The 24,462-nt window shown below is 40.9% G+C and carries 20 protein-coding genes; 18 read left to right on the top strand and 2 right to left on the bottom strand.

Features of this window, described 5'->3' with window-relative positions; all coding sequences use genetic code 11:
• Positions 1–93 precede the first annotated feature (93 nt).
• The 10 genes from ACZ5B7_RS11245 (at position 94) to kduD (ending at position 14,080) form a co-directional block, all read left to right on the top strand.
• Positions 94–1,515 (top strand): amino acid permease, encoded by a 1,422-nt coding sequence (locus ACZ5B7_RS11245; RefSeq protein ID WP_464493784.1) that lies wholly within the window; start codon positions 94–96, stop codon positions 1,513–1,515.
• 102 nt (positions 1,516–1,617) lie between these two features.
• Positions 1,618–2,733, top strand: coding sequence for a M20 metallopeptidase family protein (locus tag ACZ5B7_RS11250; protein WP_464493785.1), 1,116 nt, complete (start codon positions 1,618–1,620; stop codon positions 2,731–2,733).
• Positions 2,734–3,153: 420 nt separating this feature from the next.
• Positions 3,154–5,145, top strand: coding sequence for an alkyl/aryl-sulfatase (locus ACZ5B7_RS11255; RefSeq protein WP_464493786.1), 1,992 nt, complete (start codon positions 3,154–3,156; stop codon positions 5,143–5,145).
• 326 nt (positions 5,146–5,471) lie between these two features.
• Positions 5,472–6,707: an MFS transporter gene (locus ACZ5B7_RS11260; RefSeq protein ID WP_464493787.1), complete on the top strand. Its 1,236-nt coding sequence runs from the start codon at positions 5,472–5,474 to the stop codon at positions 6,705–6,707.
• Positions 6,708–6,809: 102 nt separating this feature from the next.
• Positions 6,810–7,718 carry a LysR family transcriptional regulator gene (locus tag ACZ5B7_RS11265; RefSeq protein ID WP_464493788.1) on the top strand — a complete coding sequence of 303 codons (909 nt, stop codon included), beginning with the start codon at positions 6,810–6,812 and terminating at the stop codon, positions 7,716–7,718.
• A gap of 159 nt (positions 7,719–7,877) precedes the next feature.
• A complete protein-coding gene (locus tag ACZ5B7_RS11270; RefSeq protein WP_464493789.1) occupies positions 7,878–9,050 on the top strand; it encodes an acyl-CoA dehydrogenase family protein in 1,173 nt (390 codons plus the stop codon).
• Positions 9,051–9,077: 27 nt separating this feature from the next.
• On the top strand, positions 9,078–10,649 hold the full coding sequence (locus tag ACZ5B7_RS11275; protein ID WP_464493790.1) for a class I adenylate-forming enzyme family protein: 1,572 nt from the start codon (positions 9,078–9,080) through the stop codon (positions 10,647–10,649).
• A gap of 62 nt (positions 10,650–10,711) precedes the next feature.
• The gene (locus tag ACZ5B7_RS11280; RefSeq protein ID WP_464493791.1) at positions 10,712–11,527 is read left to right on the top strand and encodes a sulfite exporter TauE/SafE family protein; all 816 of its coding nucleotides are present in this window, start codon (positions 10,712–10,714) and stop codon (positions 11,525–11,527) included.
• Positions 11,528–12,423: 896 nt separating this feature from the next.
• A complete protein-coding gene (kduI, locus tag ACZ5B7_RS11285; RefSeq protein WP_464493792.1) occupies positions 12,424–13,254 on the top strand; it encodes a 5-dehydro-4-deoxy-D-glucuronate isomerase in 831 nt (276 codons plus the stop codon).
• Positions 13,255–13,297: 43 nt separating this feature from the next.
• Positions 13,298–14,080 (top strand): 2-dehydro-3-deoxy-D-gluconate 5-dehydrogenase KduD, encoded by a 783-nt coding sequence (gene kduD, locus ACZ5B7_RS11290; RefSeq protein ID WP_464493793.1) that lies wholly within the window; start codon positions 13,298–13,300, stop codon positions 14,078–14,080.
• A gap of 46 nt (positions 14,081–14,126) precedes the next feature.
• On the opposite strand, the gene ACZ5B7_RS11295 is transcribed toward kduD, so the two are convergent.
• Both ACZ5B7_RS11295 and ACZ5B7_RS11300 read right to left on the bottom strand, forming a co-directional pair.
• Positions 14,127–15,392, bottom strand: coding sequence for an erythromycin esterase family protein (locus tag ACZ5B7_RS11295; protein WP_464493794.1), 1,266 nt, complete (start codon positions 15,390–15,392; stop codon positions 14,127–14,129).
• Positions 15,393–16,134: 742 nt separating this feature from the next.
• Positions 16,135–16,986: a chemotaxis protein gene (locus ACZ5B7_RS11300; protein ID WP_464493795.1), complete on the bottom strand. Its 852-nt coding sequence runs from the start codon at positions 16,984–16,986 to the stop codon at positions 16,135–16,137.
• Positions 16,987–17,190: 204 nt separating this feature from the next.
• On the opposite strand from ACZ5B7_RS11300, the gene ACZ5B7_RS11305 reads away from it, so the two are divergent.
• From ACZ5B7_RS11305 to ACZ5B7_RS11340, 8 genes are all read left to right on the top strand, one after another.
• A complete protein-coding gene (locus ACZ5B7_RS11305; protein WP_464493796.1) occupies positions 17,191–17,889 on the top strand; it encodes a pirin family protein in 699 nt (232 codons plus the stop codon).
• Between the two features lie 115 nt (positions 17,890–18,004).
• Positions 18,005–19,342: a hypothetical protein gene (locus ACZ5B7_RS11310; RefSeq protein ID WP_464493797.1), complete on the top strand. Its 1,338-nt coding sequence runs from the start codon at positions 18,005–18,007 to the stop codon at positions 19,340–19,342.
• A 95-nt stretch (positions 19,343–19,437) separates the two neighbouring features.
• Positions 19,438–20,547, top strand: coding sequence for a mandelate racemase/muconate lactonizing enzyme family protein (locus tag ACZ5B7_RS11315; protein ID WP_464493798.1), 1,110 nt, complete (start codon positions 19,438–19,440; stop codon positions 20,545–20,547).
• Between the two features lie 32 nt (positions 20,548–20,579).
• Complete coding sequence (locus tag ACZ5B7_RS11320; RefSeq protein WP_464493799.1) at positions 20,580–21,368, top strand: transporter substrate-binding domain-containing protein; 789 nt, start codon at positions 20,580–20,582, stop codon at positions 21,366–21,368.
• 12 nt (positions 21,369–21,380) lie between these two features.
• On the top strand, positions 21,381–22,037 hold the full coding sequence (locus ACZ5B7_RS11325; protein WP_464493800.1) for an amino acid ABC transporter permease: 657 nt from the start codon (positions 21,381–21,383) through the stop codon (positions 22,035–22,037).
• A gap of 51 nt (positions 22,038–22,088) precedes the next feature.
• The gene (locus tag ACZ5B7_RS11330; RefSeq protein ID WP_464494470.1) at positions 22,089–22,814 is read left to right on the top strand and encodes an amino acid ABC transporter ATP-binding protein; all 726 of its coding nucleotides are present in this window, start codon (positions 22,089–22,091) and stop codon (positions 22,812–22,814) included.
• A 29-nt stretch (positions 22,815–22,843) separates the two neighbouring features.
• Positions 22,844–23,671: a GNAT family N-acetyltransferase gene (locus ACZ5B7_RS11335; protein ID WP_464493801.1), complete on the top strand. Its 828-nt coding sequence runs from the start codon at positions 22,844–22,846 to the stop codon at positions 23,669–23,671.
• A 95-nt stretch (positions 23,672–23,766) separates the two neighbouring features.
• A complete protein-coding gene (locus ACZ5B7_RS11340) occupies positions 23,767–24,429 on the top strand; it encodes a YfjL-like protein (RefSeq protein ID WP_464493802.1) in 663 nt (220 codons plus the stop codon).
• Positions 24,430–24,462: the final 33 nt, after the last annotated feature.

The raw sequence follows: 24,462 nt of genomic DNA on the forward strand, positions 1-24,462 counted from the left end.
AGTATACAAATAACTGAATATTTGAAAAGGTATTTAAATTGAAAGGGGTTTATTTTATTAAACTAGTAAATTAAAAAAAGGGGAAATTAATCTATGGAAAATAACACCAATGACCTTCAACGCGGCTTAAAACAGCGGCATATTACGATGATTTCCATTGGCGGAACAATCGGTACAGGTCTGTTCCTCGCTTCTGGTAATGTCGTTTCGAAGGCAGGCGCCCTAGGAGGCCCGATTGCCTATTTAGTGATAGGGCTTTTAGTGTTTGTTTTAATGAAAGGTCTAGGCGAAATGTCTACCTTCATGCCAGTTCCGGGCGCCTATACATCCTATTCGGGCCTATTTGTTCATCCTGTATTGGGATTTATGGTAGGCTGGAATTTATCCATCAACGGATTCCTCGGCCTTGGCGCTGAAATCGTTGGGGGAGGAATGATTCTAAATCAATTTTTCCCTAGTGTACCTCCTACTGTCTTCTGTATCATCATTTCTTTACTGATCTTGGCCTTGAATTTAATCGATGTAAAATCATACGGGGAAGCCGAATACTGGTTTGCCGGGATCAAGGTTGTTGCTATTATTATCTTCTTAATTGTTGGTGTGTTAATGATTTTTGGATTGATTGGACATCAAGGGTTTATTGGATTATCCAACTGGACAGACAAGTCCATGTTCCCTAACGGGTTTGCAGCAGTTATTTTGATGATGACTGGCGTAATCTGGTCCTATCTTGGGGTTGAAACCGTTATTACTGCATCTGGAGAAACAGAAAATCCTCAAAAAAATGTACCTAAAGCCATCAATACTATTTTCTTCCGGGTATTACTTTTTTACGTTGGTACCGTGACGGTCATGGGATTGGTTGTTCCTTACAAAGAAGTAAGCGTTTTAAACAATGGCTATGCCGGTCTGTTTAGTTTGGCAGGAATTCCTGGCGCTGCTGCTATTATGAATATTGTCATTCTGACTTCACTCGCATCTGCAGCAAATTCGATGATTTATGCCATCAGCAGAACACTGGTCGCTTTGTCAAAAGAAGGAAAGGCTCCAAAAGCTTTGGGTAAAGTAAATAAACGCGGGATCCCGATGAATGCGGTTATCCTAACATTGTTCCTTGGACAAGTTTCTCTCATTACAAACTTCGTTTCACCTGATAAGGTGTTTGTTTGGTTAATCTCCATCGCTGGTTTCAATACGTTACTCGGCTGGTTCGGTAGTTATCTTTCTCACTATAAATTCAGAAAATGGCTGGTGGCAAATGGCGGCTCAGTGGACAAATTAAAGTTCAAAACGAATATTTATCCACTTCCAACCATTATTTGTTTAATCGCATTAGTTGCGATCGCCGCTTATACGGCCTATAGTCCTGATACAAGATTTTCATTCTATATCGGAGCACCAATGCTAGTCTTGTACGCCGTTATTGGTACCATCTTGTATAAAAAAGGAAAACTTAAAGATCCGGACTATAAGCCTTTCTTAGAGGCCCACATTAAAGAAACAGAAATAAAATAATGAATCTTACAAATTTTCATTTTAGTAATGTGTAAAGGCGGGTCCCTAGTTGCTAATATGTAAACTAGGGATTCGTCCTTAAATGGAGAGGAGAGAAACAGATTGGAAAAGAAAAACCTTGAATTGGCGGTGCAGCTTCGTCATGAACTACATGCACATCCTGAATTATCCAATTATGAAGTATGGACGAAACAACATATAATTGATTTCCTACAAGCAAACACAAAGCTTGAAATCGTTGATCGGGGTCGTTGGTTCTATGCGATCTATCACTCTAATGTAGGAAAAAGAAACGTTGCCTTCCGTGCGGACTTTGATGCCCTCCCGATAGAGGAAACTATTAATCTTCCATACGGTTCGCAAATTCCTGGAGTGTCACACAAATGCGGGCATGACGGGCACTCCGCAACCCTTGCTGGATTTGCGTTGGAAATTGATCAGAAGGGCTGCGACAACAACGTCTACTTCTTATTCCAGCATGCGGAGGAAACAGGTGACGGTGCAGCAGAGTGTGCTGTTTTTATCGAGGAAAATAACATTGATGAAATTTTTGCTTGGCATAATATGAGTGGTTTTAAACACAATTCCGTATTAGTCATTGACGGAACAGCCCATTGTGCATCCAAGGGAATGAGCATACATATGGAGGGTGTACCTTCTCATGCCAGCGAACCGGAGAAGGGAATCAATCCATCCTTTGCGATTGCCAAGGTCATCGATGCCATTCCTGGATTCATTGATCCAGCTGTGAACAAAGGTATTGTTCTATGCACGATTGTCCAAGTGGATATCGGTGCCAAAGCGTTCGGTGTTAACGCCAGCAAAGGTGTGCTTAGAATGACAATCCGCGCCCTTTACGAGGAAGAAATGGATAAACTCCAGAAGAAGCTTGAGGATGTGGCGATTGCGGAAGCGGAGAAGTATGGTCTAAAGGTAAGCTTTGAATACCAAGATGAATTCCCGGAAACAGCGAATGACAAAGAAAGCTCCGATAAGATTCGTCAGGTTTGTAAAGATAAAGGATTCGATTTGATTGAGCTAGAGGAAGCGTTCCGCGGTTCCGAAGATTTTGGTCATTACACAAAACTCACAAAGGGAGCCTATACTTATATTGGCAACGGGGAGGAATATCCGAATCTGCACAGCTATGAGTATAACTTCCGTGATGATATCATTGAGACAGGTGTAGAACTATTCAAAGGTCTAGCGGATTTGTAAAATTTAACGAAAATAATTTAGAGGGTGCCCCAAATTGAAAGTGTTTGGGCCCCTTTTTTCTTTGAAAAGCTGTTTTTTTAGGAAAATACAAGAGAATACCGTGTATCTATCAAATCAAAGTATACATTCCCATGAAGATAAAAAATATATCAGCGAATTTTCTCCCTATATCAGCGGATTTTGAAATATATCAGCGAATTTCCCCACTATATCGGCGAATTCTAAAATATATCAGCGGATTTCACCATTTTATCAGCGAATCCAAATGTGACCTAATTTATATATAAACAAAACTGAAGTTATCATCAATAATAGTAAATTTACTTAAAAATATTTTAATTATAAAATGAATTTAGATAATTTCAAAGACTAAGGTAACAGCTAGAAGGAAGGATACTTTCAAGGGGAGGTTAAATCAAATTGTCGAAAAAGTCGTTCATGAAAGGTACGGTATTGGTTCCAGTTGCTTTTATGTTATTGCTAGGTTCAACCAATGCAAGTGCTGACACAAGTAAGCCGATGCCTGCATCTAGCACTACCATCCTGGCCAATAAGGCAGTGTACAACCAGTTGGATTTTTCAAACAGGCAAGATTTTGAAGATGCTCATAAAGGATTTATTGCGCCTTTACAAATGGGTCCAATAAAGAATCCAGCTGGGAATGTGATCTGGGACAGCAATCAGTATTCGTTTATAAAAGAGGATGTCCCGGCAGCGCATACGGTGAACCCAAGTTTATGGAGACAAGCCCAATTACAAAATATTTCCGGCTTGTTTAAAGTCGTTGATGGAGTCTATCAAGTTCGTGGTCAAGACTTGTCTGTTCTTACCATTGTCGAGGGGAAAACAGGATTAATTGTTTTGGATACGCTCTCAACCGTGGAAACGGCTAAAGCGGCAATGGAACTTTATTTTCAACATCGTCCTAAAAAACCAGTCAGCGCTATTGTCATAAGTCATAGCCATGTTGACCACTTCGGAGGAATTAAAGGGGTTGCCCAATATGCTGCCGATCCAAAAAAAGTTCCCATTATTGTACCGGACGGATTCAATAAAGAGGCACTAAGTGAAAACGTTCTTTTAGGCACCATCATGTCCCGGCGGGCGGGCTACATGTTTGGCAATCTCTTGCCTGCCAATGAACAAGGTTTTGTCACGTCCGGCATTGGACCAGGATTAAGCAACGGAACTTTTAGTTATATGCCACCAACCGCAGAAATAAAGGATCCTGTACAAACAATGGTAATAGACGGGATTACTTTTTCGTTTCTATTAACACCAAACACGGAAGCTCCTGCTGAAATGCACTACTATATTAAAGATTATAAAACACTGGTAGTTGCAGAGAATACAGGACACACCTTACACAATATTTACACGTTAAGGGGTGCCAAGACCAGGGATACTTTAAAATGGGTAGAGGCACTTGATGAAACAATCGATTTATATGGTAGTGAAGAAATTGACGCCATGGTGACCGCCCATTCCTGGCCAACTTGGGGCAAAGATCGTGTGTTCGAACAACTTAAAAACCAGCGTGATTTGTATAAATACATTCATGACCAAACCATCCATATGGCTAATTTAGGCTACACCGCGGATGAAATTGCCGAAAAAATAAAGCTGCCCGAAAGCCTGGACAAGGTTTGGGCGAATCGTGGTTATTACGGGACACTAAAGCACAATGTAAAAGCGGTTTATAACTATTATTTAGGCTACTTCAGCGGCAATCCTTCCGATTTGGACCCGTTGCCGCAGGAGGAAGCGGGGGCTAAATATGTTAAATACATGGGCGGCGAGAAAAATGTCCTTAAACAAGCAAAACAAGACTACGCCAAAGGTGAATACCGCTGGGTTGCGCAAGTGCTAAAGCATGTGGTGATGGCAGATCCCAATAATGAAGAAGCAAAAGAATTACTTGCCAAAGCATATGAGCAGTTAGGATATATGGCAGAATCTTCTGTCTGGAGAAACTTTTATCTCACAGGGGCCCAGGAGCTAAGAAATGGAGTGGCAGAATCGAAAGGCTCGGGCGGCATGATGAATCTCGATACGCTTCTGAACATGCCGATGGATGATTTCCTAAACTTAGTCTCGATTAAGTTAAACGGAACGAAGGCAGAAGGCAAAAATATGACTTTTAATGTGTCGTTCACAGATTTAAAAACGAACTATACGATTACCTTAGGAAACTCTGTTGTCAATTATAAGAAAGGCCAAACGGCTTCAGAGCCTGATGCCACGTTAGTATTAGATCGAGTAACATTCTATCTTATCGCTCTAGGGAAAGAAGATTTGGATAAAATGGAGGCTTCCGGAAAGGTATCCGTTACGGGAAACAAGGAACAATTTAAAGAATTTTTATCTTTACTGGATAAATTTGATCCTAAGGTAAATATCGTGACACCTTAAAAATTTAAATATGTGCCGGTTCCAAATTTATGCGGAACCGGCACAACTCAAATTTGATTGAATGATTATCTATCAATTTAGTTTATATCATCATAATAATCACTTAATTTTCTTAAATTTATTTTATGGTAAAATTAATCCCAAGATTAAGAATATTTCCAACTATTAATCTGGCATAATCAATCAGACGTATCAACCTTGTTCAACTAGCTAGTCATTCTTTATAAATTGAAAACGCTTCCTATCGGCCTCGGTTTTAGTGAATTGTGGGCTGCGGGTTTGCTAATGTTGTATTTTAAACTGAACTTAAAATGGAGTGAGTGGAAATGGAGATGTATGCTAGTAAAAAACGGAAAATAATTATAAGTGGTCTTTTATTTGTAGGAATGGTTTTAAGCTTTTTTGACCGTGTCGCCATCAACGTAGCGGTGATTCCAATAGGCGATGACTTCCACCTAAATACCTCGCAGACTGGTTTGCTGGTCAGTATATTTTTCATCAGTTACTCACTCATGCAGCCGCTTGGCGGATGGATGACGGACAAGTACGGTGCAAGAGTCATGATTACAATATCCCTGTTTGGCTGGTCTTTGTTTACCTTAATGACCGGTTTCGCTTGGTCCTTTGTATCTTTATTATTCATTCGGTTCATTTTCGGATTGGGAGAAGGCCCTTTTTATCCGGCCAGTATGTCAACCATCCGGGATAACTTTCCTAAAGAAGAACGCGGCCGGGCCAATTCCTTTTTCCTATCTGCGCAAAATATAGGCGGAATCCTAGGTACAGCCCTTGCTGCTGCGATGATCGCTTCGTTCGGATGGAGAGGCATGTTTTCGGTCGCAGGTATATTGGGCATGATTGTTGCTGTCGGCTTTTGGTTTATCTTAAAGCCTAAAGAAGCACACAAAACGAAAATCACTCAAGTTCGAAAAAAGGTTCCTTTAAAGCTGTTATTAAAAATAGATAACATATGGAAACTCATCTCTTTTAAATTTTTATTTAATATTATTAACTATGGATTGATTACATGGATGCCAATCTACCTGGTAAAGGAAAAAGGAGTGGATTTAGTTCACGCCGGCAGTTTACTGGCTATCCCTTACATTCTTGGGTTCTTTATGTTTAATGTGAGCGGAGTGGTATTGGATAAATGGATGGTCGGCTGTGAGAAATACTTGGCCGCTGCCGGTGCACTTTTATGTGCCATTTTCCTATACTTTATGGCAAATGCTACGTCAGTCGCACAGTTTATTACGTATCTTACGTTAAATTCCATCGCTCTTTCGTTTTTCGGAACCGTTCTTTATACGATTATTATCAAATATTCACCAAAGGAACTTACCGGTTCGGTCTCTGGTGTTGTCACTTTTGCAGGTCAAATTGCCGGCGCGGTTTCTCCTACAGCAATTGGCTTGATCATTAGTTTATTTAAAGGCTCCTATAATGCGGCTTTCTGGTTTTTAGTCATTTCAGCGCTACTAGCAATGGTTATTGTCATATCGATTAAAAATAATGCTTCACAATCATCAAAGGAATTTAAAAATGAAACGGCGGCTATTTAATTCTATTAAGCCAAATCATCAGGCTATGCTTAAACTCTTTGATTGAATGGGCTTACATTTCGCGGTATGATTCTAGAAAGAGAAACAGAAGGGGAATCATCCATGAATATTGAACAATTGGAATATATCATTAAAGTTGCCGAAACACGTTCGATTTCTACCGCCTCGGAAAGTCTTCATATTTCCCAGGCCGGTATCAGTATGGCGATTACGAGCCTTGAAAAAGAATTAGGAATCAAGATCTTCAAACGGTCGAGATTGGGGACGATTCCGACTGAAGAAGGCATGGACATCATTCAAAAAGCCTATGAGGTAATGAGCAAGCTTGAGGAAATGAAGGACAGCGCCCAAGCACATTCGGACACAATTGAAAAAGAATTGCGCCTATCCTCTACACAGGGCTTGTTTCTGACAGTCCTGCCCAAATCGTTGGCTTTTTTTAAGAAAAAGTATCCCGAAGTAAGAATTGTTATTGATGAAAAAGGCGGCCAAGAAATTATCCAAGATGTTCTGCAAAATAAAATAGACATCGGGTTACTAAATATGCCTAAAGAAAATCCTAAAGAGGACGAACTGGAGTTTTGCAAACTGATGGAAGCAAAGGTGGTTGTAACTGTAGGCAGGAACTCCCCTTTAGCCGGCAAAAAAAGTATCACACCGCAAGAACTGCAGGATCAAACGCTGGTTTTTTACAATGGGCCGAATATGAAAGCTTATCTCGATGACTTTTTCGCAAAATATGGAGAACTGGATGTTTTGTTTTTAACCAATAATACAGAAGTGATTAAGAAAACAGTTGCAGAAGGCTTGGCGATTACCCTTTCTTATGAAATCGGAATCAACAGTGATCCGTATTACCTGAGCGGTGAGCTTGTCCCCATTCCATTGACGAATTTTCATCATGATTTAATGGAACTCGGATATGTACGCTCAAAGAAACAGCACTTTTCCAAAGCAGCCAAAGAGTTTATTAAATGTCTTGAAGTATACACTACGACCTTAAAATACTAGTTTCCTATTAAAAATAGGGAGCTATTTTTTTATATTTTACATAATTTTTATTTAAGTAAATATAATAAATGGTTATTTTACTTAAAAATAATTTATAAATATAATTAATTTAAGATTTAAAATATTAAATAAAATTCTATTTGAAAGAAGGGACCGTAAATGGTAATGACTGTGGGAGACGACTTGAAAACACTTCATGAAAAATTGCGCAAGTTTATCCAAAATGAATTACTTCCATATGAACAAGAGCAGCGCCTGAATGCGGAAGAAGACATCCCGATGGAGGCGATTAAGTGGGTCAGAAAAAGATCTAGAGAGTTAGGGTTCTATGGAATTAACCTGCCAAAGGAATATGGAGGCCAGGATATCAGTTTAAAAGGCCTTTGTCTGTTGAAAGAAGAATTGGCCCGATCCGGTGCTGTTTTATGGGGCCAGGTACTTGGGGAAATCGGTGGGCCGCTTCGAATCGGCCAGATGCTCGAAAGCTTTACAAAAGAGCAAATCGAAAAATATGTCATTCCGGTCGTTGCTGGGGACATTGGATGCTGTTTCGCGCTGACAGAACCTAATGCCGGTTCAGATGCGTTTGCCATTGAAACTACGGCAGTTAGAGACGGAGATGACTACATATTAACAGGGAAAAAGCATTTTATCAGTGCTGCCCCATATGCTAATTTTGCTATTGTGATTGCAAAAGAATTAGTAGAAGGCGAGAAACCTAGAATTACAGCTTTCCTAGTTGATAAAAAGACACCGCAAAATGACGGTTTTGAACTGGGAAACATCCAGGTACCTATTTCAGGAGAACGAATTCATGCTGAATTGCTCTTTAATCAATGCCGGGTGCCTGCTTCGAATATTATCGGTGCACCGGGAAGAGGCTTGTTGCTTGGCTTAAAGAGAATCAATACGAATCGTGCCTCTCATGCTGCCAGTTTCATAGGAATGGCCCAGCATCTTCTAGATTTAGCAGTAGAACAGGCCAAAAAGAGGGTTCAATTCGGCCGTCCAATTGGTGAATTTCAAGCAATCCAGCATATGTTGGCGGAAATGGCCACAGAAATCTATGCGGCCAGAAGCATGGTCTATGATGTGGTGGAAAAAATCGACCGGGGAGAAGAAGAGCGGGCAGGGGCTTCCATGGCAAAGCTGTTTGCATCAGAAGTAAACAACCGTGTTGCCGATAAGGCCATTCAAATATTCGGCTCCCAAGGCTTGGTGAAAGGGCACCCGGTTGAAAAAATGTACAGAAGCTCGCGGATGTACCGGATCCTGACCGGGACTTCGGAAATTCAAAAAAATACAATTGCCAAGGAACTTTTGAGGGATTAATTCAATTTTGAGGAGGGACGACTTATTATGCAGCAGACTACTTTTCAGGCATTGCTCCTTAAGGGATTAAGGAGATTCGCAGAACTCCCGGCAGTCACCCTACTGCCGTCTGAGGAAACGATAACCTATCGGGAGCTGTTAGAAAAAATAGAGCTTGTTTCAACCTATTTACACAATTTAGGTGCCAGAAGGGGGACCCATATCGCTACCCTTATTTCCAATAGCTTAGAAGCAGTTATCTTTGGGCTTGCTGTCCAGCGGCTTGGCGCAACCTTAGTCCCGCTCGGCGAAAAGCTGGGAACACGGGAAGTTGGCTTTATTTTGCGGGAAGCAAAACCGAAATTAGTGATCATGGCAACAAAGCCTCATGTTACGACCATTCTCGAATACTTGGAGGAGGCAAATGATCCGAATGTTCATGTGATTGGGCTTCCAGGTTTTGGTGTCGACTATCCAGAAAAATATATGATATTCGAATGGCCTGTGGAAAAAAAGGATTTGGATTTCCCTGTATCGGGAGGGGAAGATATCGCGCTTCTTTCTTACACAGGGGGGACAACAGGTACACCGAAGGGCGTTATGCATTCCCAGGCAGGTTTGGCTGCGGGTATCCTTTCTGCTGCGATGGAGGATCCAATAGATGACCGTGACCGGTTGCTGTTAAGTACACCAATCGTTCATGCGGGCGGCTCCCTGCTGTGGAGAGCCCTGATTTCCGGAGTCCATGTTTATGTAATGCGTGCTTTTGATGCAGAACATTTTATCAAGGCCATTAAAAAATATCAGATTACTACTACATTTGTGGTCCCGACCATGCTGTACAGACTTCTCGACCAGGTGAAAACCATGGAATATGATGTCAGTTCCATGCGCAATATCTTTTATGGTGCTTCACCCATTTCAGCCAAGCGACTTAAGGAAGCCTTCGAAGTGTTTGGTCCGATTATGCGCCAGCAATATGGCATGACAGAGTGTAATATCGTCATTTCCAGGCTATCAAAAAGTGCCCACTTTTGGGCCTATCACCATAACCAGGAAGTTTTGAAAAGCTGCGGCAAACCGTGCCTGTTTACTGAAGTTCGAGTAATTGACGATAACGGGCATGATGTGGGACAAAACGAAATGGGAGAGATTATCGTAAAATCACCTTCCATGTTGGTAGGCTACTACCTAAGGCCGGAACAGACCCAGGAAGCCATTCGTGATGGCTGGTTCTACACAGGAGATATTGGCAAGTGGGATGAATACGGATACCTTTATATTGTTGACCGGAAAAAGGATATGATCATTTCCGGGGGCATGAACGTCTATTCCTCTGAGGTTGAACGGGTCGTCAATCAACATCCGGCGGTTGCCGTGAGTGCGTGTATTGGTGTTCCACATCCGGATTGGGGCGAGGCTGTCTGTGTCGTTGTTTCACTAAGAGCAGGAAGCAGCTGTACGGAGGAGGACATTATTCAGTTCTGTAAGGAGCGCACTTCAAAGTATATGGTGCCGAAAGTGGTTTATTTCCAGGAGCAGTTCCCACTAACGCCAATTGGAAAGATTGATAAGAAAGAATTGAAGAAAATGTATGCCCAAGGTTTACTAACCATTTAAATAGTATGAAAACTGGGAATGTGTTTTTATTCCCAGTTTTCGTTCTTAAAGGAGGCATAAAAATGGATATCTCAACAGGCCTGCTGCTTCTCCTGATTGGAATCATTGCTGGAGGATACGGAACCATAGTTGGGGCCGGCGGAGGATTTATTTTTGTACCGGTGCTATTAATGGTTTTTCATTTAAAACCAGAGGTTGCAGCTGGTTCAGGTTTGGTAATTGTCCTAATCAATGGGATATCCGGCGTTGTAGGGTATGCCAGAAAAGGACAGATAAATTATCGGATGGGAATGACACTTGCAATTGGAGCATTGCCTGGTTCATTCATCGGTTTTTGGCTGCTGCAATTATACTCTTCGAACTTTTTCTATATTCTTTTTGCGAGTATTCTAGTTTGTCTGGGCATATTTTTAATGATAAAAAATTCCTCTGTTCCATTAAAGAGAACACTAGTTAGTTCAGAGGGAGAAAGGGATGGTCTTTCTTTACATAAAGCAGAGATTGAATCAGTAGATATTCCTCTTGTTCAGTCAAAATGGCTGCTTCCTTTAGGTTTTATAATGGGGATTCTCTCAAGCTATTTGGGAATTGGCGGGGGCTGGCTGCTGGTTCCGATTTTAATTTATTTGTTTCATGTTTCTACTCACCAGGCAACAGCAACATCCATCTTTTCCTTATGCATATACTCATCTGCTGGCGTTCTTCTTCATCTTTATTATGGCAGTTTTGATTGGATGACGATCATCTGGGGAGGATTGGGCGTTATGGTCGGTGCTCAGCTTGGGGTGATTTTGTCACAAAAAATACCAGGTAAAGTGGTCCTTCAAATGTTATCTGTATTGCTTATCATCATTGGATTCCGAATGTACTTAAACTAATTTGGAAATCAAGCTTTTAGAAGCTGTCAAATTTTTTGGTGGCTTCTTTTTTGTACAAAGTTTCTATGCTCTAAGCCAGTTTTTTTTTCAAGAGTACGGTAGCATATAAGAGCACTATGCACCCGAACCAGAGAGAGTATCAAGAGTACGGTAGCATATAAGAGCTCTATGCGCCCAAACTAGGGAGAGTATCAAGAGTACGGTAGCATATAAGAACTCTATGCGCCCCAACTAGAGAGAGTATCAAGAATACGGTAACATAAAAGAGCTCTATGCGCCCGAACCAAAGAGAGTATCAAGAGTACGGTAGCATATAAGAGCTCTATGCGCCCGAACCAAAGAGAGTATCAAGAGTACGGTAGCATATAAGAGCTCTATGCACCCGAACCAGAGAGAGTATCAAGAGTACGGTAGCATATAAAGGCTCTATGCGCCCGAACTAGAGAGAGTATCAAGAATGCGGTAGCATATAAGAGCTCTATGCGCCCGAACCAAAGAGAGTATCAAGAGTACGGTAGCATATAAGAGCTCTATGCACCCGAATCTGATAGAGTAAAAGAGTACGGTCGCATATCAAGGTTTTATGAGCCCAATTTAGAGTATACTTCAAAGGTACGGTCACATATAATGGCCCTATGACGCATTGCCGAAGACTCTTATTCTCTTGCAGAATTCATAAAGCCAGAAAAAATAAAATCGGCCAACAGAAGAAAAATGTTAACGTTAACAATAATGGTTTACATATATTACTAGTTTTGATAGACTATAGATAAACGGTAAATGTTAACGTTTGCAAATCAACTTGACAGTAGGAAGAATCCGCGTTTGACAAGACCTGCCGGCAAATGGCCGGCAGGTTTTGAAACAATAAATTTTTCATGAAGGAGTAATGAATAATGGAAACTCGTTATGCAATTCACCCCGAGGATATGAAGAAATACACAACGGAAGAATTAAGAAGGGAGTTTTTAGTGGAAACCCTATTTGAGCTTGGGCAGGTCCACTTAACCTATACACATAATGACCGGATGATTTTTGGAGGGGTCACTCCTGCTGAGCAAGAATTGACAATCAAATTGGATAAAGAGCTTGGCGTGGAGTATTTCCTTGAACGCCGTGAGCTGGGAATTATCAACATCGGCGGCGATGGTGCGGTTATTCTGGATGGCGTGGAATATGAGATGCAGGGAAGAGATGGCCTGTATGTCGGCAAGGGAACAAAGGAAGTCCTTTTCCGTTCCAATGATGCAAACAATCCGGCCAAATTCTATATCAACTCGACTCCAGCACATCATACCTATCCGACAGTCAAAATTGATATTAACAAGATTGTTCCCCTTGAAACGGGCGAGCCGGGCACATTAAACGAGCGGAAAATTTATCAGTATGTCCACCCGAATGTTTGCGAGTCCTGCCAGCTGCAAATGGGGTTAACGATGCTTGCACCGGGCAGCGTTTGGAATACTATGCCATGCCACACCCATGAACGGAGAATGGAAGTCTACCTGTACTTTGATATGGAACCTGAAACACGTGTTTTCCACTTTATGGGTAAACCAGATGAAACTAGACACTTAGTGTTGAAAAACGAGCAGGCGGCTATTTCTCCTAGCTGGTCTATTCATACAGGTACAGCCACAAGCAACTATACATTTATTTGGGGTATGTGCGGTGAGAATATCACATACACTGACATGGATTTTGTGAAAATGGAAGATTTGCGCTAGTTTTTACAGCGGTATGAAAATATAAAAAAGCGAGGCTAATGACATGACGAATAATCTAAGATCCTTCTCTCTCGATTTTTTCAATCTAGCAGGAAAAGTCGCCATCGTTACAGGTGGGAACAAGGGACTTGGGCAGGCATACGCCGTTGCCCTTGCAAAAGCCGGGGCAGATCTTTTTGTGGTGTCCCGCAGTGAGGATTGGAATGAAACAAAGGAGCTAATCGAAGAGACTGGACAGCGTGCGGTCTTTTTCCAGGCGGACTTAAGCGACAGGGCAAAAGTTAAGCAGGCAGCTGCAGAATGTATGAAAGAATATGGCAGGATTGATATTCTGGTGAATAACGCTGGTACTATCCGCCGTGCTCCTATCCTCGAGTATAAGGAAGAGGATTGGGATGCCGTAATGGAAATCAATCTTAATTCCATCTACCTGCTCAGTCAGGAAGTGGCAAAGGTCATGGTGGAGCAAAGGTCCGGGAAGATTATCAATATTGCCTCCATGCTGTCATTCCAAGGAGGCAAGTTCGTTCCTCCTTATACAGCCAGCAAACATGCTGTTGCCGGCCTGACGAAGGCGTTTGCCAACGAGCTGGCCGAATATAATATTCAAATTAATGCGATTGCACCAGGATATATTGCGACCGACAACACAGCGCCAATTCGGGCGGATGAAAAACGCAATGCTGAGATTCTCTCCCGCATCCCGGCCGCACGTTGGGCGGACCCGTCTGACTTAATGGGTGTGGTGGTATTCCTTGCAAGTGACGCCTCTAATTATATGAATGGCCATATCCTGGCGATTGATGGCGGCTGGTTAGCAAGATAATATTGAAACTATATAAAGAGCCGCTCAGTTTGTGAGCGGCTTTTTATTATACAAATACTGTTTCGACCGCGAGCGGCTCAAGTGCGGTTGTAGAAGCTATATAGATAAAGGCGTCATATCGTTCCGCCATGGCTGATGGTACATAGTTTCCAAAATGCTCATACTTGGGATCGTAAACAACTCCGATTGCACGATGGCCAATCCTGCTGGAAAAATGCTGCCGAATGGTTTCGTTGAAAAGAAGCAGTTTGTCGTGATTTCCGGCTTCATGCATCAGGTCCTCCCAGCTTCCTTTTTGGGCGGGAGGAACAATCATTCTTTTAAAATCTACACCCCATGAATCTGCTGCTATAACGGTCCCGCGATGGGTGCCAAATCCGACAATATAGACTTTTTTCTGTCCTTCCTGTTCCCTTAATAGCTGCCCTACATTAACAAGCCCTTCATCCGCCATGTCCGTAGCTCTAGCATCTCCGACATGGGTGTTATGCTCCCAAATGATGCCTTTTGCGTTTTTACCATTATAGGAACCGATTTTGGTAATGACCTCCACCATATGCCTATCGCGGATATTCCAAGACTCATTATCATTTACGACCATCGTCCGGTAATAGTTTTCGGCGTTAGCTGTGACGATTGCGTTAACTTCCAGGTTTAATTGGCCTTCTTCGGAGCTTGAATATTTCTTTTTGTTTGTCACAATATCTGTCAGAAGGTTAATGACCTCATCATGGCAGTCTTCTGCATAAAAGGAAGCCGATACGCCGTACATTTGCCCCTCGCGGTTAAAGGGTTCAAAGCAGGCGAATGCCTTTTTTGCTCCTTCGACGCTTGAAGGATTTGTTTTTTTAAGATATTTAATGATTTCGTCCATCGATTCCCATAAGCTATAAACATCGACTCCATAAAAGCCAATCCGTCGGTCTGTTGGCAGGTTATGATTGTAGTCCTTTAACCATTCAATCAAACCAATAATTTCTTCATTTGCCCACATCCATGTCGGCCAGCGGTTAAACGCGGCTAATACCTCACGGGCATTGGTATATTCGTTATCGTAACCTTTGATATAGCGATTAACCTGTTGGCAGGCCGGCCAATCACCTTCAACTGCAATAAATGTGAATCCTTTTTCTTGGATTAACCTTTTTGTTAGCTCCGCCCGAATCTTATAGAATTCAGAAGTCCCGTGTGAGGATTCTCCTAATAATACATATTTCTGGTGATTGATTTCCTCTATTAACGGCTGGAAGTCATTCATTCCTTTTAGTGGAATGGCGTGATTTTTAATGGCTTGAATTTGGTTTTCATTCATCTGAATATTACCCCGAATGTTTAATTGTATGTTGACATTATTGTTATTTTTTTCAGTTTTGATTTGTTTTATCCGATAACATGCATTATTGAAAAAAGGTTGCGGTTGTTATAAAACGTTTATAACACCTGAAGGAGGAAAAAAGTAGAAGTCCCGGTCGTTATAAAAGGTTCATAACGCCCGAAGGAGGAAGGAAATAGAAGTCCCGGTCGTTATGAAAGGCTCATAACGACCGAAGGAGGAAGGAAATAGAAGTCCCGGTCGTTATGAAAAGGTTCATAACGCCCGGAGGCGGAAGCAAAAAGAAGTCCCGGTCGTTATGAAAGGTTCATAACGACCGAGGGAGGAAGGAAATAGAAGTCCCGGTCGTTATGAAGGGTTCATAACGCCTGAAGGAGGAAGCAAAAAGAAGGTCGGGTCGTTATGAAGGGGTTCATAACGCCTGAAGGAGGAAGCAAGAAGAAGTCCCGGTCGTTATGAAGTGGTCATAACGCCCGAAGGCGGAAGCAAAAAGAAGTCCCGGTCGTTATGAAGGGTTCATAACGCCTGAAGGAGGAAGCAAGAAGAAGTCCCGGTCGTTATGAAGTGGTCATAACGACCGAAGGCGGAAGCCAAAGTAAGTTCCGGTCGTTATGAGAAGTTCATAACGCCCAAAGGAGGAAACAAAAAGAAGTCCCGGTCGTTATGAAAGGCTCATAAGCACAAACCTATGGGACAAAATTGAATTTGCGTGTCACACAAACTACCGATTATTTATATGCCTCCACGTCCGAACCAATCCATCCGCAATTCCTTCAATTACATCCTTGTCTCTAAAATAACTCATATGGCACAAAGGGTTCCAGCTTGTTAAAATATTTCCTACGTTAACCTGCCTATCCTCAGTAACCGCATTTTTATAAATGTCATTGATCGGTCGTAATGGATAGCCTAGAATATCGTCTTTATCATAAAAATTGATCCATTCACCGTTTAAGCCGGGATAGAATTCCTTCAGTTTGGGCGAAGGGATTTTGATGGGCTGGTCAAAGTTAAAATAACGCAGACTCCATAATGGAAGGGTCGTTCCTAAGGTATAAAAAAGCGTAATAGTGTCCCCATTTTCTAAAGGTGAAAATTGACTCCCATCTACAGTGCCGTCATTTTCTTTATACTGCAAATCATAGAAATAATTACTCGTGATGACCGACCCTAAACTATGGGAAATCACGCATAATGGGGCATTCCCGCCGGCATTATTAGCAAGCTCATGAAGATTTTCGGCAATTTTTTCATGGACTCTTTCGTAATTATGCTTTGCTGACTCCACAGGCTGATAGGCGATGACATCTCCCATATAATGAATAAGAAAATGACGAAGTTTTTGATAATCCAACTTGTGGTTCAAAACGATTTTCTCATAAAGTTCTTCCTCTCTGTCCTCTAACACCTCTGACCACTGTATGGGCTGGAATATCAGCTGGGAAGAAGGGTCTGTGACCAAATTTCCTATTTTCTTGGCAAAATTCTTTTTTAGCATGCCAATCATGCCTGAAGCAAAGTCCTTGTCTTGTCTGCCGATCCCATGAATAATGGCAACAGCTATTTTTTTCACGAAAGTCCACACCCCTTTAATGAAGGTTATAAGACAATATATTTAGTTTTTTTCAAAATAAGAAGGTCTTTATATCCGTTCATTTTAAATCAAGTGAGGATTTTGGCGAGTTTGACAAACACTAAGAAAAGTACTAGAATTATCTCGAATTCAAAATGATTTAAATTGAGATTTTAATAGAGACAATGAAGGAGGACCAATGACATGCTCAGAAAATTAGATAACGAAAAAATGGGAAGAAGTAATTTAGGCTGGCTAAATAGTATTTTCCATTTCTCATTTGCAGAGTACTATAATCCGAAAAATATCCATTTCGGGCAGTTGAGAGTCATCAATGACGACTTGGTTGCACCCGGTACTGGATTTAATCTTCATCCCCATAAAGAAATGGAGATTGTTTCTTATGTGGTGAATGGAGATCTTACACATGGAGACAGTATGGGAAACAAAAATACGGTTACACGCGGCCATGTCCAATATATGAGTGCGGGGACAGGTGTCTTCCATAGCGAGCACAATCTTGGCAACGAGACATTACGATTTTTGCAAATCTGGATTCTCCCAGATAGGGCGGGGCATGAGCCGAATTATGGTGATTACCGATTTAATTGGGAAGACCGGCACAACCAGTGGCTTCAAATGGTTTCAAGTAAGGAAGGGGACGCCCCAATCAAAATAAACCAGGATGCAAACATCTATTCATTGGAACTTGAAGAAGGCAAAGAAATCAGTTTTCCAGTTAGTGCAGGAAGACAAGCCTATTTGGTGCAAATCGAAGGAAGTTCAACAATCAATGATCTTTCTTTAAATACGAGAGATGCCATGGAAATTGTTGAAGAAGATATTCAAATTAAAGCAAATGAAACATCCCATCTATTATTGATTGAGATGAAAAAAGACTGAGTCAACTCGGTCTTTTTTTATTGGCATTGGCAAAACTATTTAATATGTAAATACTTGGTTACACTTTTCTTGTTACATGATATACTCGAAATTAAATAAATTAGGAAGGAGTGTTATGTTGGACGTTATTGGTGTAATTGGTTCAAATTTATTTATTGATGCTATTTCCGAATTCTACGACTTATTTCCTGATGTAAAATTTATCAACTACACGTATGACTCTCCGTGGGAAATCGATCATTTGATTGAAAAGGCAGGGATAGAGACTGATATCTTGCTATTATCAGGAGTTATTGCCTATTATTACGGTCAGGAAAAAATAAACGAATCTCGGATATTGGCAACGTACTCTACATTTAACGAGTTTATGGTTTCCTTATCCTTATTTTCGGTTTACCTTCATGAGAAAATTTCGCTTGAAAAGATTTCAATTGACTTGCCCAAAAAGGACTTCCTGGACAATGTCTTAAAAGAAATAAAGATTTCAAATGGTCCTCTTTATGTAAAAGATTACCCGTGGATCTATCAGTTAGAAAAAGAGAAGTCTGCTTTTGATATTTCACAGTTTGTCCGGTTTCACAAAGACCTTTATTTTGCAAAAAAAACACAGTTTGCTTTAACAAGTATACATGCTGTTTATAAAGAGCTTCAGAATTTAGGTGTTCCGACCATTCATATGGTCCAGCCCAAGCAAGCCTTAAAAGAGAGTCTGGAAAAAGCCATTACATTGACTAAACTGAAGAAAACCAAGGATTCGCAAATTGCTGTCATTTCATTGAAAGTAAATCAGCCAGACCCTCAGGATGATCAGGTATTCCGGCTCCAAATGCTGCAATATTTAAACGAAATGGCACGACAATTAAACGCAAAGATTTCATTAGATCACTATCAGCCGTTTCTTATTTATACTAATCGAGGATCCTTAGAGGAAGTTCAGAAGGAACATTTGCAAAAAGTTTTTGAACTAGAAGAGAAAATTAAATCCTCCATGCAAATTGGTATCGGATACGGTTACACCATGAAAGATGCGGAAAACCATGCAAAAGGAGCATTATACTTTACTGAAAAACATTCAACAGAAAAGACAACAATTTTCCTGCTGGACGAAGACAAAAAATTAATAGGTCCCTTATTTGAAAATGAAAAACAATATATTTTAAAAAATGAAGATCACGATATTCAATTATTAGCCGTTGAGCTTAAAATGACCTCTAAAAATTTGCTAAGGTTTTTTGATTTTATTAGGCTTAACCAATTTCGTTCATTTTCAGCGCAGGAATTGGCCGATTACTTAGCGGTAAGCAGGCGTTCAGCAGAGAGGTTTATAAAAAGATTTCTTGATCATGATTTTATACACATTACAGGGGAGGAGCAGCCATATGATCAAGGCCGTCCGCGTGCGCTTTATAACATCTCTGAGAAACTAAAAAACTATTTTATATTAAACCAATAAAACGATTGATTTTTGGGATTTTTCAGTATATTATAAAAACAACCAATTAGCGACAGTGAAACGACACTTGTCGCTAACGTGAAGGGGAGATCAACATGAAAATCATTAAAGCAGACATCATTGGGATTCACCTGCCTTTAGAAACACCTTTTATTATTTCATATGACACTTATGACTACATGCCTTCTGTCATTGTAAAGCTGGAAACGGATGATGGTTTAACAGGATATGGGGAAGCAGTTCCTGATGAGCATGTGACAGGAGAATCTTTCTTTAGTGCGATGGAGGTGTTAAAACACCAATTAATGCCTGCTGTGATGGGGGAGAACCCATTTGAAATTGAAAAAATTCACCATATGATGGACAGTCGCATCTATGCCAATCCGGCAGCCAAGGCAGCAGTTGATATAGCTTGTTATGATCTGATGGGGAAATATTTAGTGAAGCCGGTTTATGATCTCATTGGCGGAAAATACCATGACGAACTTACTTTTCCTAAAGTGTTAAGCATCGAGGAGCCAGAGGTAATGGCGGAAAAAGCAAAACTAGCCGTCGAAAGAGGATACCGCTCTTTAAAATTAAAGGTTGGAACAGAGGCTTTTAAAGATGTTGAACGAATAAAGGCCGTCCGTGAAGCAGTTGGATACGGCGTCCCAATTCGGGTTGATGTTAATCAGGGCTGGAATGATTACGCAACAGCAGCTCAAGTCTTGCCATTACTTGACCCGCTTCGTATTTCATGGCTGGAGCAGCCGATTAAAATGGGAGATTTTGATGGTCTCGCGGAATTGCGAAAGAAAACGGTTATTCCGATTATGGCTGATGAGACAGTTCATGGCGGTTCAGATGTGATCGAAATTATTAAAAAAGGTGCTGCAGATAAAATCAATATTAAATTAATGAAAACAGGCGGGATCTATCCAGCTATTCATATGGCAAAAACCGCAGAATCTGCAGGAATCTCCTGCCAGATTGGTTCGATGGTCGAATCCTCTATCGGTTCTGCGGCCGGCTATCATACCGCCATTGCCAGAAAAAATATTACCAGTACAGAATTAACCGGGCCATTACTTTTTAGTAAGGACATTGGCAACCTGGAATATCAAATCCCATTCGTCCATTTAAGTGGCAAACCGGGACTGGGGATCGAAGTGAACGTGAATACGCTCCAAGAATTAATGATTAAAAAAGAGACGGTATCTTAATTTTAAAACTAATATAAAGGAGTGAATTACAAATGAAAAAGTATGTACTAGGAATGGGTTTAATTTTTTTAATGATGATTATGGCAGCGTGCGGTGGCAGTAAAGAGACCAACGGCTCGGCAGATGGCGGCACCCTTAAGGCGATAAAGGATAAAGGTGAAATTCATGTTGCCATTGAAGGAGCGTATCCTCCGTATAACTACATCAACAAAAGTAATAAGTTAGAAGGCTTTGATGTGGAAATCGCTAATGAAGTTGCCAAAAGACTTGGTGTGAAACCCGTCCTTGTAGCCACTCCTTGGGATAGTATGATTCCTGCATTAATAGGTAAAAAGTTTGATATTATCATTTCTGATATGGCGATTACGGAAGAAAGAAAGAACAAGGTTTCATTTAGCGACAATTATTTCACGACCGGAAACCAGCTCTTTGTTCCAAACGATTCTTCTATTAAAACAGCAAAAGATATGAAAGGCAAAGCAATCGGTGTAACGATTTCGACTACAGCTGCAGAAATGGCTACTAAGAATGGAGCAGATGTCAAATTATATAAAAATGACTTTCTTGCTTTTGAGGACCTGGCAGCAGGAAGGCTTGATGGCGTAGCAACGGACCAAGGTGTCGGTGCTAAAATCATTATCGATCAAAAGTATTCCTTTAAGGCTATTGATGGCTTATTGAATACGGAGAAGGCTGGTATGACCATTCGCAAGGAAGATCATGAACTTCGTAAAGAAATCAATAAGGTAATAGCTGATATGCAAAAAGACGGAAGCTTTGAAGCCATCAGCAAAAAGTGGTTCGGAAAAGATATCCGATAAGGGGCTGAAAAAATGTTAGATTTTTCTCTAGTGGAGCAATATGTTCCATTTCTGCTAAAAGCATCTGTGACGACACTTGAAATCTTCATTTTTTCCATCGCTTTAGGATTGGTAATGGGAATTATCATTGTCATCATGAAGATCTCAAAATTTAAGCCATTTTCATTGTTTGCTAACTTTTATATTTGGACACTGCGTGGAACGCCTTTATTGGTTCAATTATTTCTGGTTTATTTCGGTTTGCCGCAAATAGGAGTTGAATTAGCGCCATTCTCTGCAGCCGTCTTGGCGCTCGGAATCAATGCCGGTGCGTATATTGCGGAAATTTTAAGGGGCGGTATTCTCTCAATCCCGAAGGGTCAAATGGAAGCGGCCCAATCGTTGGGGTTAAGCTATCCGACCATTATGCGCAGAATTATTTTTCCGCAGGCATTTCGGGTCAGCATTCCGGCAATCGGCAATGAATCTATTACACTATTAAAAGATTCATCACTAGCCTCCCTTGTCACCGTTTCAGAGTTGATGATGACCTCACAAAGGTTCGCCTCAACAAACTATGCCTTTATCGAATTTTATATTGCCGCAGCCCTGCTATACTTAATTATGACAACGATCTTATCATTTTTCCTAAGCAAGATAGAATTTAAAATGTCCATCAGCGAACATTAAAGAAGGGAGGGCTTGTGGGTGTCAAATAAAGTAAAGGATCATCTGCATCCTATTATTCAAATTGAAAATGTTCATAAGAGTTTTAACCAGTTGGAAGTATTAAAAGGAATAGATTTGCAGGTTTATCCCGGAGAAGTAGTTTCCCTAATCGGTTCCAGCGGATCCGGAAAAAGCACCCTTCTTCGCTGCCTGAATGGACTCGAAACATTAACCAGCGGGAAAATTGTCATTGACGGAATTGAGCTAAATTATACACCAAGAATTATCCAGCAAATCCGACGTCATGAGGTAGGGATGGTTTTTCAACAATTTAATCTATTCCCGCATTTGACTGTCTTGGAAAATGTCATTGAAGCACCGATGCACGCCTTGAAAAAATCAAAGGCGGAAGCAATTGAATCAGCCTTAACCCTTTTGGATAAAGTGGGACTGAAAGACAAAAAAGATGTCTACCCCCGCAAGTTATCGGGTGGACAGCAGCAGCGGGTAGCCATAGCACGTGCACTTGCCATGAATCCGAAAATCATGTTATTTGATGAACCAACCTCTGCCCTTGACCCAGAACTTGTCAGTGAGGTTCTAAACGTTATGAAACAGCTAGCAGAGGAAGGCATGACTATGGTTGTCGTAACGCATGAGATGATGTTTGCCAAAGAGGTTGCGGATAGAGTAATTTATATGAGTAACGGTGTGATTGAGGAGCAAGGTCCGCCGGCCGAACTCTTCTGCAATCCAAGAAGTGACCGGTTAAAAAGCTTCTTAAAAAGGGTCGTATAATCATTGTTTATAAGAAAGCAGGAATAATCTTGAAAGAAATAAAAGAAAACATCTCTTTACGAACAATTACTTCTCCCGAGGAACTGGCTTTAGTCACCAACCTTGAACGTATAGTTTGGGCAGATGATAATCCCGTGCCTGTCAACCATTACGTTGCAGTAGTAAAAAACGGAGGGCTGGTCATTGGAGCTTTCCTGAATGAAAAACTAATCGGTTTCCAATACAGCTTTCCAGGCTTTAACGGCTCGAGCGTCTATTTATGCTCACATAGTATGGGGATTCATCCTGATTATAGAAGAATCGGGATTGGCGAAAAATTAAAACGAAAGCAGCGGGAAGTCGCCTTGGAAAAAGGCTACAAGCATATTGAGTGGACATATGATCCGCTTGAAACCGTAAACGGATATTTGAATTTAAGCAAGTTAGGCGGGGTTTGTAAGAAATATATTGAAAATTGCTATGGGAATATGCCCGACGTTCTTAATGCCGGCATGCCTTCCGACCGGTTTCTAGTGGAGTGGCGTATTGCCGAAGAAAAGGCTGAAGTGGCCCCTGATGTGAACGAAACGGGTGACGTTCCACGATTGATAAATGTGATCTATGACGAACTGGGATTTCCTGTGCCAGAGTCCGTCCACCTTGATTACGGAAATAATGCAGAGCTTTTATATGTTCCAGTTCCGAGTAATATCCAGGAAATTAAAATCCAGCGGATGTCTCTCGCCTTAGAATGGAGGATGCGGACGCGGGATGTATTCACCTATTACTTTAATAAAGGCTGGATGGCAACAGCCTTAAAGAAAAGTGATCAATCATCTCTTTATTATTATGTATTGCAAAAAGCGATTGATAGATAAAATCACAGTTGAAACCCGGCTACTCGTCGGGTCTTCTTTTTTTATTGTTAAGGAAATCAGCCTCGAATAAAATGGTAAAAAGGGAGTGATATTTTATGAAGCCTCGGAAGATCATTATGACTATTTTTTTCGGTTTGGTTGTAGTATTAGGATTTTATATTTATTCGATTTTTAACGGAACTCCTTGGGGGAAATACCAGCAAAAGCAGGCGATGCTTTCTTATTTGGATGCAAAATATCAAATGGATTTTTCTATTAAAAGTATGCAATATAATGGCCTTGGTTCTGGCTATTATGCAATGGCCGCGCCTAACCGCAATCCTGAGTTAGTTTTTGAGGTAGCTGTTTCGCACGATTCAAATTCGGGATATGCAGATTTGTATCCCGCGGTTTTATGGAATTCTCCTGAAGCTAAACCCATCAAAGAATATATTCTCCAACTGTTTCCACATCTGGAGCAATCCAGTTTTATCATCGACCGTCAATTAAGTGAGGACGCAGGTCCACATATACCGACATACAGGTCGCTTCATTATGATATGGTCTATCAAAGCATCCTGATCATCAATTTGTCAGAGGATTGGTTTTTAAAAACTCCCGAAGAACAACAAATTTATATGGAAAATATTAGAAAGTTTGCAACCTATCTCCAGTCAATTCATTTACCTGTTCTTACGAGAATCTTCTTTCAAACGGAAGATTACAACAACCGAAAGGCTATTTATATCACTGAAAAAGGGGAAATTGTTCAAAAATAATAGAACTATTAGAGCTGCCACAGTTTTGTTTAG

This window comes from Neobacillus sp. S1115, assembly GCF_055385565.1.

Coding starts and splice junctions, on each gene's coding strand:
- kduI (WP_464493792.1), top strand. CDS start 12,424: ATGGAAACTCGTTATGCAATTCACCCCGAGGATATGAAGAAATACACA.
- ACZ5B7_RS11315 (WP_464493798.1), top strand. CDS start 19,438: ATGAAAATCATTAAAGCAGACATCATTGGGATTCACCTGCCTTTAGAA.
- ACZ5B7_RS11320 (WP_464493799.1), top strand. CDS start 20,580: ATGAAAAAGTATGTACTAGGAATGGGTTTAATTTTTTTAATGATGATT.
- ACZ5B7_RS11325 (WP_464493800.1), top strand. CDS start 21,381: ATGTTAGATTTTTCTCTAGTGGAGCAATATGTTCCATTTCTGCTAAAA.
- ACZ5B7_RS11310 (WP_464493797.1), top strand. CDS start 18,005: ATGTTGGACGTTATTGGTGTAATTGGTTCAAATTTATTTATTGATGCT.
- ACZ5B7_RS11340 (WP_464493802.1), top strand. CDS start 23,767: ATGAAGCCTCGGAAGATCATTATGACTATTTTTTTCGGTTTGGTTGTA.
- ACZ5B7_RS11280 (WP_464493791.1), top strand. CDS start 10,712: ATGGATATCTCAACAGGCCTGCTGCTTCTCCTGATTGGAATCATTGCT.
- ACZ5B7_RS11270 (WP_464493789.1), top strand. CDS start 7,878: ATGGTAATGACTGTGGGAGACGACTTGAAAACACTTCATGAAAAATTG.
- ACZ5B7_RS11265 (WP_464493788.1), top strand. CDS start 6,810: ATGAATATTGAACAATTGGAATATATCATTAAAGTTGCCGAAACACGT.
- ACZ5B7_RS11305 (WP_464493796.1), top strand. CDS start 17,191: ATGCTCAGAAAATTAGATAACGAAAAAATGGGAAGAAGTAATTTAGGC.
- ACZ5B7_RS11245 (WP_464493784.1), top strand. CDS start 94: ATGGAAAATAACACCAATGACCTTCAACGCGGCTTAAAACAGCGGCAT.
- ACZ5B7_RS11275 (WP_464493790.1), top strand. CDS start 9,078: ATGCAGCAGACTACTTTTCAGGCATTGCTCCTTAAGGGATTAAGGAGA.
- ACZ5B7_RS11295 (WP_464493794.1), bottom strand. CDS start 15,392: ATGAATGAAAACCAAATTCAAGCCATTAAAAATCACGCCATTCCACTA.
- kduD (WP_464493793.1), top strand. CDS start 13,298: ATGACGAATAATCTAAGATCCTTCTCTCTCGATTTTTTCAATCTAGCA.
- ACZ5B7_RS11260 (WP_464493787.1), top strand. CDS start 5,472: ATGGAGATGTATGCTAGTAAAAAACGGAAAATAATTATAAGTGGTCTT.